This is a genomic window from Nocardia sp. alder85J, from assembly GCF_020176955.2.
GTDB lineage: Bacteria > Actinomycetota > Actinomycetes > Mycobacteriales > Mycobacteriaceae > Nocardia.
In genome coordinates, this window is record NZ_JAIUCZ020000003.1 from 769,618 (window position 1) to 783,424 (window position 13,807).

Genomic DNA, 13,807 nt, shown 5'->3' on the forward strand with positions numbered 1-13,807 from the left:
CGATGATGGCGGTGTGGTTAGGTAGCTGGATGGGTTCTGAGACAGCCGTCACCTATTCCACCGTGCGGCGGGGGCTTCGCAGTGCGCGCGTCGTGATCGTGTTCGACGGCGGGCAGAACTGGTCGTACTGGGCTCGACGGGCTCTGTACCTGGCGAGCAGGACGTGGGGAGGGAGGGGGTTCGTCCTGGTACCGCACCAGGACGGGCACGTTGCACCGGCATTGCTGCGTGCCTGCCGGACCTACGATCCGGACCATGTCGTGACGTTCCGTCAGGAACTGGTGGACTTCGAATACTTTCTGCCGGACCATTTTCAGATGACAGGGGAGGACGGGCTGCCGCTGGCCGGCCGCGACCGTTGGGAGGCGTTGGCGGGGGACAACATCTGGTGGGATACGCACACCGACAGCGATCGGCAGGCCAGGGATCAGATCGCTGCGGTGTGCTCGCCCTACAAGGGTGCCGGTGACGGTGGCGATATCGTCCGGCACTTCGGTCAGCAGCCTGAAGACTTCCCCGATGTGAACCTCATGCCAGGTCTGGCTGTGGTGAATTGCGCGCAGTGCCCGCCGAATTGGGGTGGCTTGCTGGGTGTCGCGGTGGCGTCTCACGCGGGTCTTGTCGACGCACCGAATCCCGCGGCGGTGGAACCCGAGGTCGACGACGCTACGCGACGCCGGCTGACCCGCTGGATGATGGGTACCGGTTCGCTGCCTCCTGAATCCCTGGCCCGGCTTCCACTCGACGGCGCGAATCTGTCCGATATCGGTCGCGCCTGGGATTACACGACCTCCGGTTTGATCGGTGTCTCGAGGTTCGGTGATTCGTCGCCGGAGATACTGGTGGTGGTGGGTGATTCGGCCGAGGACTTCGCCCTGGCGCGTCTGTGGCAGCACACCTACGGGCAGGGTATCTGGTTGCCGAGCGTACTGGGCGCCGACGAAGACGGTCTTCCCGCGGCCTCGGTGATGCAGAGTGTGGTCACCACCTACAGCACCATCCGCTCCACCGGAGCAACGGTCACCGTCACCTCCACATCCCTGCCGGGCGATGACCTCGCCCGGGTCCTGGAACGCCTCCGGGCAGAGGCCGGTACATGGTTCGGTGACGAGGCCGACGGCGTCGGCAAGGTGCTGCCGGCCGGGGAACTGGTCTGGCCGCGCCGCGCTACCGTGCACCTCGGGATCGGTGAGCAATTCGACGAACCGCTCAGCGTCCCGACGGAAGTCGACCCCACCGGGACCAGGACGATGCTGACACCGCTGCCGTCGCCACTGCTGCACGATCGAGTGCTCGCCAGGCACCTTCACATCACGTGGCATGTCGATATCACCTGGCCCGATGACCGATCGGTGCTCGGTGGCGGGATGACCGGCCGCGAGTTGCTGGCACCCTCGAACGGGCTGGCGGTGACACTGGCCCGCAGCGGCCGATACGGCACGTCGTACCCGTCGAGGCGGCACGACCTCGTCCTCCCAGGTATCCCGGCGGCCGATACCCTGGCGCAGCCCAGACTCCGCGATCTCAGCCTCGCTGCGTGGGTCGACGCGAAGCTGGCGCAGCACGACCTCACCAGCCGACTGAGTTCGGCGGGGCACAAGACAGCGCAGCTGGCACGAATGTTCGGGGATCGGCACGCGGTCATGGATCTGCTCGCTGGCCCGTTGCTGCCTGCGCTGCGCAAAATGGACGCGAGAGGCAAACGTTCGAAGGACTGCTACCCGCAGGACGAAGGAGTGCGGATCAGAGCCGGCTACGGTGTCCTCAACTTCGCCGGTTTCGCGACCTGGTCCACGGCGAGCAGCAAAGAACAGGTCCGGCGCGACCTTGATACAGCGCTGCGTGCGGGGGTCATCCGCCGTGGGCTGGTGCTGGAGTGCCAGGTGTGTACCGAGCTCCAGTTCCAGCCGATCGACCGGCTCGGGCAGCGGTGGACGTGTGAACGGTGTGACGCCGGCAACGATCTCGATCAACCGGCCTGGAACCTGCCTCTACAGGAGCCATGTTGGTTCTACGACCTGCACCCTGTCGGCAGGCAACTGCTCGCCGACCACGGCGAGGTTCCCATCGCCCTCGCTGCCCATCTGGCCCGGACAAGCAACTCGCACTCGGCCTACCAAGACCTCGCCGAAATCGAATTCGTAGGCAACGGCAGAGCCCAGGTTGAGCTGGATCTGATCGCCTACCGCGACGGCATCCTCTCCATCGGTGAAGCCAAGAGTGCCGCTCAACTGAACGGGAAGAACACCAACGAACGAGCCAAAGAGATCCGGAAGAAGTGCCAGGCCGCAGTGTGGTTGGAAGCGGACGAACTCATTTTCGCAACATCGGCGGCGAATTGGACGCCAGGTACTGAAACCAGCATCCGCGAAGTAGCCGCAGCGTTCGGCTGGCCCCCTATCGGGCCGCCGGTAATCCGCATGCTGGCCGGACTGGACATCCCGGGCATGGTCACCGCGAAAGTTCTTTCCTTGCAATAAGGTTCGAGGCGGACGGCAGCTCGGACGGACGTCGCTGATGCACGTGCGTAGGGCCGACATTCATCGACCACCTGTGCTGTCCGGACAGCGTGGTCGGCGAGCAGGTCGGCGGCCTCGGTGACACATTCGGTAGTGACCTGGGTCAACCGCTCAGTGTCGGTGAACGGTGGGGTGAGGATACTGCGCTGCCGGCGCCAATCGGCGCCTTCGGCGACCAGCAGCCCGTTCGCGACCTGGTCCCGGAACCATGCCTTCGGCCCGGTGAGAACACTGACATCCGGTGAGGTCAGCACCTTCCGACGAGGCCGGGGTCGAGCACGAGGACGTTGCGGGGCCGGCGATCCTCGTCACGAACTACCAGCACCTGCTCGCGTGTGGTGAGCGCCGCCGTGATCAACGCCTGGATCGATGGAACCGCTGGGGCCGAATGTGTTGCAGCAACGCCAAAGTCGGTCATGGCCAGCGCTTCCCGAAAGTCCGGACAAAGTGGAGGATGCGCGCGAGCGGGCTGATGGGGTAGCGCCCGACCCGCAGCGGAAAAGGATGGGAGCTGCGGACGATCCAGCCATCCGGGGTGCGAATAATGCGTAGCCGCAACATCATCGGTTGTTCTTTGCCTCGATGGAACGCTGCGAGGCGGTGGGAGCGGGTGCAGCGACCTGCAGGTCGAGCATCGCCTGGGGTGCGTCGCCTGCGGTGAGCCTGGTCCATACCGCGTGAACGACGACCCACGCAGTGCTGGGGAACCGCACTCGGAATTCCGCCTGCGCCTGATTGGCCCCTGCGCGTAGGTGCAGATGGCGGCGGCGAGACCGGGCGCATCGTCAGGATGTATGTCAGGTAGATGGGTTAACCACTGCTGCAACGGTTGTGGACTGGTAGTGACCCACTGGTGGACCAGTCCGGTCCTGAGGGGCTGCTGCACGGATAGGTGACATCGACATGGCTTGCCGGGAGGCTGGCCTGAGAGGATGTCACAGTGCCGAAGCCGTATCCGAAGGAGTTCCGCGACGATGTGGTGCGGGTTGCTCGCAACCGCGACGACGGAGTCACGCTGGAACAGGTAGCCGCGGATTTCGGGGTTCATCCGATGACGCTGTCGAAGTGGATGCGCCAGGCCGGGATCGACGACGGGAACCGGCCCGGGGCCACGTGTAGCGAGTCCGCGGAGTTGCGGGACGCGCGGCGGCGGATCCGGTTGCTGGAGCAGGAGAACGAGGTCCTGCGGCGTGCGGCGGCGTATCTGTCGCAGGCCCAAATACCGGGAAAAGGCTCTACCCGCTCGTGAAAGAGCTTGCCGCCGAAGGGATTCCCGTGGCGGTGACGTGCCGGGTTCTTCAGCTCGCTCGCCGGCCTTACTATCGGTGGCTGGCCGCACCGGTGACCGTAGCCGAGGGGATTGCGGCGTATCGGGCGAACGTGTTGTTCGATGCGCATCGTGACGATCCGGAGTTCGGGTACCGGTTCCTCGCCGGCGAAGCCAGAGCCGCGGGTGTGGCGATGGCCGGCCGGACCGCGTGGCGGATCTGCTCGGGCAACCGGTGGTGGAGTGTGTTCGGGAAACGCCGGCGCGGCAAGAACGGGAAGCCCGGCCCGCCGGTCCACGACGACCCGGTGCGGCGGAACTTCACCGCCGATGCCCCGAATCGCTTGTGGCTCAGCGATATTACCGAACATCACACCAGTGAAGGGAAGCTGTATCTCTGTGCGGTCAAGGACGTGTTCTCCAACCGGATCGTCGGCTATTCCATCGATTCCCGGATGAAGTCGCAGTTGGCGGTGGCCGCGTTGGCCAACGCGGTAGCCCGCCGTGGTGATGTGGCCGGCTGTGTGCTGTACACCGGCCGCGGCAGCCAGTTTCGTTCGAGACGATTTGTGCACGCGCTCAACAGATTTCACATGACCGGATCCATGGGCAGAGTCGGCGCCGCCGGTGACAACGCGGCCATGGAGAGCTTCTTCAGCCTCCTGCAACACAATGTCCTGGACCGGCAGCGCTGGGACACCCGCGAGCAGTTGCGGATCGCGATAGTGACCTGGATCGAACGCACCTACCACCGGCGCCGCCGGCAGGCCCGCCTGGGCCGGTTGACCCCGATCGAATACGAAACCATCATGTCCCCAGCAGCCCGACAGGCTGCCTAACCACTGTCACCCGATCATGCAGCAGCCCCGTTCACCGCCGCTGTCCTGGCCGCGACCGTTGTCGCACTTACCGCCGGACTGCTCACCCACACCGACGGCGCTTCCCTCGCCAGAACCATCTGCGCCGGTGGCATCGGATTCGGCAGCACTCTCACGCTGATCCTGCTCGCCATCACCACCTACAAAGCTTTGTAACCAGCACTGGTCGTTGAGCACGAACGGGGGTCTGGCGATGTACGAGGCTCCGGCCGCGAGTCAGCGGGTCCGCGCGGCCGTCCGGACCCACACAGCGCGGTCCTGCTCCATCATTTTCAGCGCCGCATACGGATCCGTGCTCCGCGCGGTCCCGGTCACCACCAGCAGACCGCCGCGGTCACGCAAATCGCGCTCGACCGCGCAGCGCCACTGCGGACCGGACACCAGCTCGCCTTCGCCAACCTCTCCCAGCCCGGCCGGGCCCGCGATCCGGATCGACGACAGGCCCGCGTCGACGGTGATCCGCCAGCCCGCCGTCGGCGCAGCCTCGAACTCCGCCTACCGCGCGGGTAGTTGCCCGATAACCTTCGTTATCGGGCAATAGCCTTGGCGACGGCCTCGATTGGGGTAGCCCTCGTCTTCCGCCGACGGCGGTAGTAGTGGGCCTTCTGGCGGCAGCTCTTGCTGCAGTACCTCAGGGGACGGCCGCGCCGGTTCTGTTCCAGCTCTTTGAGGCACACCGGGCATCGACCGGGCTGTTCCCCGACTTCATTGCCCAGGTACGGTGCCAGCCGGGCGCGGTGGCGCTCGTCTAACCGCACCCCGCGCAGGATGCTGCCCAGCACTTCGATGTCGCGGCGGCTGGGTTCGAACCGGAGGATGGTTTCGACGAGTTCCCGGTCGCCCCGGGTCAGATCGAGCAGCACGAGCTGGAGATCGGCGGTGAGGAAGTCATCGGCGACCTGATCGGCCAGGTGGTCGTGGACGTAGCGTCGGCGGCGGGTCATTCTGCCTCCTCGGCAGCCGGTAGGCGCGGCCGGCGGCCGAAGGCGGCAGCGAAGGACTCGAAAACTCGTGGTACGTCTGCTTTTGTGGGCGCGTCGCAATGCGACGATGACTGCCGCGATGAGCATCAGCGCGGGCAACTGTGCCCAGAACACCGTCCATGTGGTTGAGTCGGCCCGCAGCGCGGTGCTGGTGTTGCCACCAGCCCGTTTCTGCGGGCCGCTCGCCTACGCGGCCGTCGCTAGATCGTCCTGCCGTAGTCTTTCGGCGCGCTCGAGTAACAGCCCGTTCAGCACCGCCACCGGGGATCTGTGCGACATCGCCAGCCGCCGATCGAGGGCATCAGTCCACACCCTGGTCAGGTCGTCCATCAGCTTGTCGACCATCGTCTTCGTGACGTGCGTGTACCGCGATTGGACCGACGAGTCCTCGTGGCCGATCCGGGCGTTGATCAGCTTTTGCGGCGTCCCCAGCTCCTCCATCAGAGTCCGGTGCGAATGCCGGTTCCCGTGTGGCGTCATACCATTCGCGATCGGCATCCAACACGCGTCGGCCCGGCCGGACGCATTACGCCCACGCACCGGCACGCCGGGAAAATCTTTGGCGCTCACCGGAACTGGGCGTGCCGGCGAATTCTTCCCGCGGGGCGGATACCAGCCCGACACTGCCGGGGTGTACAGCCAGGCGTAGAAGCCCGAACGCCGCCAATGCCCGGCCCCGGCACCCGCACTCGGCTTGGTGTAACCCAACTCCGCCACGGCCCGCAAGACCCGCTGCCGGGTCAAGTCGGATACGTTCGCACAACCACGCAGCACCAGCGATACAGTGCTGAGGGTCACCTCTGCACGGTCGGCTAGCATCCGCTGGGTGACGCCGCTGGCACTGCGTCGGCTACGCCGTTTGGCCTGACCACGGAAGACGTAACTGAGTTGATGGCAGTCACAGGGCGGTCTCGGTGTGCGTTCCATGAATCCGACCAGCAGACGCCACAACGGATCCGGCAGGTGGATATCCCGCCGAGAACCGTTCTTGGGCTCGCACTTGACGAGTTTCCCGGCGATCTCGGTGAGCTGCCACTCGACACGAACGCGATGATCGGTGACGTACCGGGCTTCCAGGCCGACAAGTTCTCCGAGCCGCATGCCGGTGTAGAACTTCAGGATCACCGCTACGAACTCGTCATCCCGGCCTGACAGCAACGCCGCTCTCTCGGCAATCAACAAAGCCCCCAGGGCATCGGTGATCACCTTCTCGGTCGCGCGATTCGATCTTCTTCCCGCACGGCGGCCGCGGTTTCGCCTCCGACGCGCCGTGTTCACCGGAATCTTCCCGGCCTCGACCGCATCCTCCAAGATCACATGCAGCACAGCCCGATAGGAGGTGATGCTGTCCCTCGCGTACCCTGCCGCACGCAACGCCTTCTCCCACTCGGCGACAGCCTTCCGCGTGATGTCCTTCAACGGCATCGGACCGAAGGTCGGCAACAGATGACACTGGATGTAGCTTTCGTAGTTGCAGACCGTGGAATCTGCCAGATCCTGATCGTCCAGCCACCCCTCGGCATACTCCTCGAACCTCTGATCGCCGGGGTCGGGAATCGACGGCATGGTGTACGGCACTACGGACATCGACGGCGCCGCGGAGACGGCAGGCGCCGCGGGAGGCGAGACGGACCGGGCCACGGCCACCGACCCGACCGTGCCGAGGAGCCGATACTCGATCTCAGCCTCCAGGCAGGCGGCCTGAGCCAGTTTCTTGGTCGCGTATCGGACCGGCTTACCATTCTCGTCGTAGATGGTCCGGTAGTCGCCGGGCGCAATCTTGAACCGGGCCTCGTGGTAGTGCCCTCGGCTGATAGCAGGCATTCAGGTGGACTCCTGGCATCGCGCGCCGAAACGGCACGGAAAGGACTGAGACCGACCAGCCGACACCCCTGTTCGGGGCCGGCAAGGTCTGATTCGCGCCGATCAAGCCCTCCGACGCCTGCGGTGAGATACACCAGCAGTACTGCGATAGCCGGGCCAGACTATCTACAGGATCTCCCACTGCGCAACACGCTCCGCATCGAGGCAGGACCCCCTCTCCTCGCGACACGCGGCGCGACACGCCGTTGAATGGCGACGAATTTCACGGTTCTCCGCATCCTGTCGCTGCTCGGTAACCACCAGGACAGCCGATCCGGTTCCGATCCATCGAAATCCGGCACGATTTCGGCAAAAAGTTGCCTACCGAAACCCGCCGAATCCGGCCGAACCCCACCGAACCAGCCTGTAGGGCACGCGAGGATTCGAACAACGAGACCACTTCCGACTACTCGGGAAGACAGCGGGTCCCCGCAGGTAGATGATGGAATACGCTGATAGACAGGACCGCAGTCACTCCGCACAGACCACTGCCGGGACGAAAATGAATCAGATTACCGGGCAACGGTATTCGTAGTTACGAGTGAAGCGCTCTACCGACTGAGCTAAGGCGGCGTGCCTTCCGGCGCTGCGAGTCTATCGTCTCCCGGCCGGTTTGGGAAAACGGGTGGTCGGGTGCGCAGCGGGGATGGTCAGGCGGCACGGGCGGCGATCATGGTGGCGACCATGGCGGCGACGGCGAAGCGAGGCTTGACGTTCTGGTCGAGAGCCTCGCGGCAGGCGAGGACCGCCTCGATCGAGCGCAGCAGGCCCTCGGGGCGGACCTCGGCGGCGAGGTCGCGGATCTGGTCGGGGAGGTCGGGGTGGGTCAGGGCGACACCCGCGGCGGCGGGGGTGGTGGCGCGGAGACGGACCGCCAGAGCGTCGCGGTAGAGACCGGCGACATCGATGAGGGCGCGGTCGAGGGCGTCGCGGCCGGTGCGGGTGGCCCGGGATTTCTGGCGGCGCTCCAGATCCTTCAGGGCGCCCGCCGAACCCCGGGTGGCGGCGGCGGTGCCCTTGCCGGTGCCGCCGGCGCCGAGGGCGGTGGCCAGTTCCTCGCGCTCGCGCTCGTCGCGGACGGCGCTGACCTGTTTGGCCTCCTCCTCGGCGGATTTGACCAGTTCGTCGGCCGCGGCGTAGGCGGCGCCGGGGCGGGCGGTGGCCGTGACCAAGGCCAGGGCGCGTGTGCGCCGGGTGCGGGCCTCCTCGTCGGTGGCGAGCCGGCGGGCCCGGCCGACATGGCCGCCGCTGACCGAGGCCGCCCACGCGGCCGTCTTGCCGTCGAGTCCGTCGCGGTCTCGCAATACCTGCGCTATCGAGGGAACGGACGGGGTCACCAGGTGCACGTGCCGGCACCGAGAGCGCAGCGTCACCGAGATGTCCTCCGGGTCGACCGAGGGCGCGCAGAGCAGGAACACCGTGCGTTCCGGCGGCTCCTCGACCACCTTGAGCAGGACGTTGCCGGCCGCTTCGGTCAGGCGGTCGGCATCTTCGACCAGCACCACCTGCCAGCGGCCGGTGGTGGGCCGCCGGGCGGCGACCTGCACGATCTCGCGCATCTCCTTGGTGCCGATGGACAACCCTTCGGGAACGACCCGCCGCACGTCGCCGTGGGTACCCGCCATGGTGGTGGTGCAGGCATGGCAGTGCCCGCAGCCGGGGATGCCCGGATCGGTGCACTGGAGGGCGGCCGCGAAGCACAGGGCGGCGACGGACCGGCCGGAGCCGGGCGGCCCGGTGAACAGCCAGGAATGCGTCATGGCCGACGACGACTCCCCGCTGCGCGCGGCAACCGCGGCAGCGGCCAGTTCGGACTCGACCGCATCCTGGCCGACCAGCCGATCGAAGACTCCCGCCACGACGTACACCCTAACGTCCGCCACCGACAGCGAACGTTCGCCGTCGGTGTCCGGGCTCGCCCCGCCGGTCGGCGGTGCGGCCGGAATCACACCGGATAGACTCGCAAACTTCGCAAAGCGTCCTGGCGGTGGTGGAAACCGTTGCCGCCGAACGGATTCGAGGCGGCCATCGGTGGCACGCCCGAATCGGCTCGACAACAGCGGGTTCCGCCGCCCTCGGCCGCAATTGCCTTCATTGCGAGGCGCGTTGGTACGTGGTGTTGGCGCCGTCGAGCGACTCGCGGATGATGTCCGCGTGGCCGGAGTGGTGGGCGATCTCGCGGAGGATGTGGAGCAGCGTGAATCGCACGGTCCACCATTGCCTTTCGGGTGCCCAGGGCGCGGTGGGCAGCGGGATGGCGGTGTCGAGGCTGTCCAGATCGCGGATCAGCTTCGTCGTCTCCAGGGCCACCTCCTCCCAACCGGCCAGCAGTTCCGCCACGGTCTGCTCGGGACCGAGGCGATACTCCGAATCCATCCGGGACACATCGAATTTCGCCGTCTCGTCCTGTTCGACGATGACGGTGCACCAGTGCCGTTCGACGTTGACGACGTGATTGAGCAGACCGCCGAGGGTCAACTCACTCACGGTGGTCCGCTGCCGGGCCTGATCATCCTCGATCCCGCGCAACGTGATGCGGAACAGTTCACGCTGACTCGCCAGCATGGTGATCAATTCTTCGCGTTCGGTGTCGACGGCCATCGCGGTCCTTCCGCTCGAGCGGGCTCCGATGGCAGGCACGGTACGGCAGGACACCGACAGAAATCGGACTGCGTCCGATTTCCGCCGATCGAGGCGACGGACCTACTTCTTGGCGGCCGCGGCCTTCTTCGCGACCGCCTTCTTGGCGGCGGTCTTGCGGACGGTGGTGGTCGCCGCCGCCTTGGCCGTCGCGGCAGTCTTCTTCACCGCCGTCTTCGCGGCGGCCTTCTTGGCCACGGTCTTGGTCGCCTTCTTGACGGCCTTCTTCGCCGGCCGCTTCACCGGCGCCTTGGCCCGGCGCTCGGCCAGCAGCTCCGACGCGCGCTCGTCGGTGATGGACTCGACCTCGTCGCCCTTGCGCAGGCTGGCATTGGTCTCACCGTCGGTCACATACGGTCCGAAGCGGCCGTCCTTGATCACCATCGGCTTCCCGGTGGCAGAATCGGCGCCCAGCTCACGCAGCGGGGCCGCACTGGAGGCCTGCCGGCCGCGGCGCTTCGGCTCGGAGTAGATCTGCAACGCCTCGTCCAGCGTGACGGTGAAGATCTGATCCTCGGCGGCCAGCGAGCGGGAGTCGGTGCCCTTCTTCAGATACGGGCCGTACCGGCCGTTCTGCGCGGTGATCTCCTCACCGGAGGCCGGATCCGCGCCGACGACGCGCGGCAAGGACAGCAGTTTCAGGGCGTCGTCGAGGGTGATGGTGGACAGGTCCATGGACTTGAACAGCGATCCGGTACGCGGCTTCGGCGCCTTGGCGGCGGACTTCTTCGCGGTGCTCTTGGCATCCGGATCGGCCACCGGCTCCGGCAGGATCTCGGTGACGTAGGGCCCGAATCGGCCCTCCTTGGCGACGATCTCGTGCCCGGACGCCGGATCCACACCGAGCGAGCGGCCCTCCTGCGGGGTGGCGAACAGCTTCTCCGCGACCTCGGGGGTCAGCTCGTCCGGCGGCAGATCGTCGGGCAGGTTGGCCCGCTGCGACACCGGAGTGCCGTCCGGATCGTCCGGGGAGGTGACCATCCGCTCCAGGTACGGGCCGTAGCGGCCGACCCGCACGACCACATCGCGGTCCTGGTCGTCGGCGAACAGCTTGATGGAGTTGACCTCGCGCGCGTCGATGTCGTCGAGTTGCTGGCCCACCATCTTCTTCAGGCCGCCCGAGCGCGCCACCGAACCCTCGACGCCGTTGTCACCGCCGAAGTAGAAGCCGGACAACCAGTTTCCGCGCTGCTCCCGGCCGCCGGCGATGGCGTCCAGATCGTCTTCCATGGCCGCGGTGAAGTCGAAGTCGACCAGCCGGCCGAAATACTCCTCCAGCAGTCCGACCACGGCGAAGGCGACCCACGACGGCACCAGCGCGTTGCCGCGCTTGTACACGTAACCGCGGTCGAGGATGGTCTTGATGATCGACGCGTAGGTCGACGGACGGCCGATGCCCAGTTCTTCCAGCGACTTGACCAGTGAGGCCTCGTTGTAGCGCGGCGGCGGATTGGTGGTGTGCCCGTCCGGGGTGAGTTCCGAGGCGGTGACGCCCTGCCCCTCCGCGAGGGTGGGCAGCCGCGATTCGGCGTCGTCGGACTGGCCACCGGAATCCTCGTCGACGCTCTCCACGTACGCCTTGAGGAATCCGGCGAACGTGATGGTGCGGCCGGAGACCGAGAACACGCATTCCTCACCGGTACCGGCGTGGCCGGTGATCCGCACGGTGAGGGTGGTGCCACGGGCGTCGGCCATCTGCGAGGCGACCGTACGCTGCCAGATCAGCTCGTAGAGCCGGAACTCGTCCTGATCCAGCCGGGCGTGCAACTGCCCTGGCGTGGCGAAGGTGTCGCCCGCGGGCCGGATGGCCTCGTGCGCCTCCTGCGCGTTCTTGACCTTGCGGTTGTACTGCCGCGGTGTCGGATGCACATGGTCGGCCCCGTACAACTGGGTGGCCTGGGCGCGGGCGGCGGCGATGGCCGACTCCGACAAGGTGGTCGAGTCGGTACGCATGTAGGTGATGTAGCCGTTCTCGTACAACCGCTGCGCGACCCGCATGGTCCGCTCCGAGGTGAAGCGCAGCTTGCGCGCGGCCTCCTGTTGCAGCGTGGATGTCATGAACGGCGCGTAGGGCTTACGGGTGTACGGCTTGGACTCGACCGAGGAGACCCGGAAGTCCGCGCCCGCCAGCGCCTCCGCCAACCGGCGGGCATGCGCCTCATCCAGCACGGTCACACCGGTGGTCTTCAATTTTCCGTCGGCGCCGAAATCACGGCCGCCCGCGACCCGGGCGCCGTCGACGGTGACCAGCCGGGCGCCGAAGCTGCGCGGATTGGCGGCATCGGCCGCACCGCCCTCGGTCTCGAATTTGGCTGCGATGTCCCAGTATTCGGCCGAACGGAACGCCATGCGCTCCCGCTCGCGCTGCACGATGATGCGCGTCGCCACCGACTGCACCCGGCCCGCCGACAACCGCGGCATGACCTTCTTCCACAGCACGGGGCTGACCTCGTAGCCGTACAGCCGGTCCAGGATGCGCCGGGTCTCCTGCGCGTCGACCAGATCGTTGTCCAGCTCACGGGTGTCGGCGGCGGCGGCCCGGATGGCCGGCTCGGTGATCTCGTGAAACACCATGCGCCGTACCGGGACCTTGGGCTTCAGGGTCTCCAGCAGGTGCCACGCGATGGCCTCGCCCTCGCGGTCGGGGTCGGTGGCGAGGTAGAGCTCGTCGGCGTCCTCGAGCAGCCGCTTGAGCTCGGTGACCTTGCTCCTCTTCTCCGGGCTGACGACGTAGATCGGCTCGAAGTCGTTGTCGACGTCGACGCCGAGGCGCGCCCAGGACTGCCCCTTGTATTTGGCGGGCACGTCCGCCGCGCCGCGCGGCAGATCGCGGATGTGCCCGACGGATGCCTCGACGGTGTAGCCGCGGCCGAGATACGGAGCGATCTTCTTGGCCTTGGTAGGCGACTCGACAATCACGAGACGACGCACGTGACGACCCTGATCGGGCCCTGCTGAGGCGTTGCGGTCTCGTGTTGCCACCGGCGAACACACCTTTCCTGTCGACCCGCGCGGCACAGGGGCGTAGCGCGCGGCTGGGGCAAGCGGCGGAGGAAGTTATCCCCGCCAGAGACGTTTATACCGTGTTTCACAGCCGCGCCCCCGACGCAGTGGGTTCGCGGATCGCCGCGCCGGTCGATGGGCGCGAGGCGATGCCCCGTTCGCGATCGAGTGTACTGGGCCCGAAAACGGCTCGTCCCCCACCGCGGTGGGGCGGTGAGGGACGTAACCTTCCGGACCTGTTGGGTTACCGCTCAGCTGAGCGCACGAACTCCGGTGGCCTGCGGGCCCTTGGTGCCCTGGCCGACCTCGAACTCGACCTTCTGGTTCTCCTCGAGGGTGCGGAAGCCCGTCCCCTGGATCTCGGAGTAGTGAACGAAGACGTCAGCGGAGCCGTCCTCGGGCGCGATGAAGCCGAAACCCTTCTCCGCATTGAACCACTTCACAGTTCCCTGTGCCATTCTGTTCCTTCTCTTTCCATACCGGAACGGCAGACTAGTTAGGTTCGTCCACCGGGCCCGTTCCGACCGCTGTACTCTGTTCCCCCTGCAGGAAGCATCAAGCACACCGTTCGCAACATCGATCCTGCTGATGGTGTTGGACTTTGGATCCGTTCCCTCGAACACAGAAGCTTGCGACCAGGAACCAGTGAACCAT

10 protein-coding genes are annotated in these 13,807 nt (G+C 66.6%); 2 read left to right on the forward strand and 8 right to left on the reverse strand.

Annotated features, from left to right (window positions below; translation table 11 throughout):
- The first annotated feature begins 29 nt into the window (after positions 1-29).
- Positions 30-2,480 carry a hypothetical protein gene (locus LBW94_RS14715; protein ID WP_225062721.1) on the forward strand — a complete coding sequence of 817 codons (2,451 nt, stop codon included), beginning with the start codon at positions 30-32 and terminating at the stop codon, positions 2,478-2,480.
- A gap of 979 nt (positions 2,481-3,459) precedes the next feature.
- Positions 3,460-4,625 (forward strand): IS3 family transposase gene (locus LBW94_RS14720; protein WP_266271045.1). Its coding sequence is split into 2 segments (ribosomal slippage): positions 3,460-3,744 and positions 3,747-4,625, totalling 1,164 coding nucleotides; the frame shifts between segments, so codons are not numbered across the junction.
- A gap of 6 nt (positions 4,626-4,631) precedes the next feature.
- Here the strand turns inward: LBW94_RS14720 and LBW94_RS14725 are convergent.
- From LBW94_RS14725 to LBW94_RS14760, 8 genes are all read right to left on the reverse strand, one after another.
- Positions 4,632-4,841 carry a hypothetical protein gene (locus LBW94_RS14725; protein ID WP_225061628.1) on the reverse strand — a complete coding sequence of 70 codons (210 nt, stop codon included), beginning with the start codon at positions 4,839-4,841 and terminating at the stop codon, positions 4,632-4,634.
- A 39-nt stretch (positions 4,842-4,880) separates the two neighbouring features.
- Positions 4,881-5,045, reverse strand: coding sequence for a hypothetical protein (locus tag LBW94_RS14730; protein ID WP_225061627.1), 165 nt, complete (start codon positions 5,043-5,045; stop codon positions 4,881-4,883).
- A gap of 146 nt (positions 5,046-5,191) precedes the next feature.
- A complete protein-coding gene (locus LBW94_RS14735; protein WP_225061626.1) occupies positions 5,192-5,608 on the reverse strand; it encodes a hypothetical protein in 417 nt (138 codons plus the stop codon).
- Between the two features lie 225 nt (positions 5,609-5,833).
- Positions 5,834-7,471, reverse strand: coding sequence for a LacI family DNA-binding transcriptional regulator (locus LBW94_RS14740; protein ID WP_225061625.1), 1,638 nt, complete (start codon positions 7,469-7,471; stop codon positions 5,834-5,836).
- 689 nt (positions 7,472-8,160) lie between these two features.
- Positions 8,161-9,369, reverse strand: coding sequence for a DNA polymerase III subunit delta' (locus LBW94_RS14745; RefSeq protein ID WP_225061624.1), 1,209 nt, complete (start codon positions 9,367-9,369; stop codon positions 8,161-8,163).
- Between the two features lie 232 nt (positions 9,370-9,601).
- The gene (locus tag LBW94_RS14750; protein ID WP_225061623.1) at positions 9,602-10,111 is read right to left on the reverse strand and encodes a DinB family protein; all 510 of its coding nucleotides are present in this window, start codon (positions 10,109-10,111) and stop codon (positions 9,602-9,604) included.
- Positions 10,112-10,213: 102 nt separating this feature from the next.
- A complete protein-coding gene (gene topA / locus LBW94_RS14755) occupies positions 10,214-13,069 on the reverse strand; it encodes a type I DNA topoisomerase (protein ID WP_225061638.1) in 2,856 nt (951 codons plus the stop codon).
- A gap of 335 nt (positions 13,070-13,404) precedes the next feature.
- Entirely contained in the window at positions 13,405-13,611 is a 207-nt protein-coding gene (locus LBW94_RS14760) for a cold-shock protein (protein ID WP_019044597.1), read from the reverse strand.
- Positions 13,612-13,807: the final 196 nt, after the last annotated feature.

Coding starts and splice junctions, on each gene's coding strand:
- LBW94_RS14760 (WP_019044597.1), bottom strand. CDS start 13,611: ATGGCACAGGGAACTGTGAAGTGGTTCAATGCGGAGAAGGGTTTCGGC.
- LBW94_RS14750 (WP_225061623.1), bottom strand. CDS start 10,111: ATGGCCGTCGACACCGAACGCGAAGAATTGATCACCATGCTGGCGAGT.
- LBW94_RS14715 (WP_225062721.1), top strand. CDS start 30: ATGGGTTCTGAGACAGCCGTCACCTATTCCACCGTGCGGCGGGGGCTT.
- LBW94_RS14735 (WP_225061626.1), bottom strand. CDS start 5,608: ATGACCCGCCGCCGACGCTACGTCCACGACCACCTGGCCGATCAGGTC.
- LBW94_RS14740 (WP_225061625.1), bottom strand. CDS start 7,471: ATGCCTGCTATCAGCCGAGGGCACTACCACGAGGCCCGGTTCAAGATT.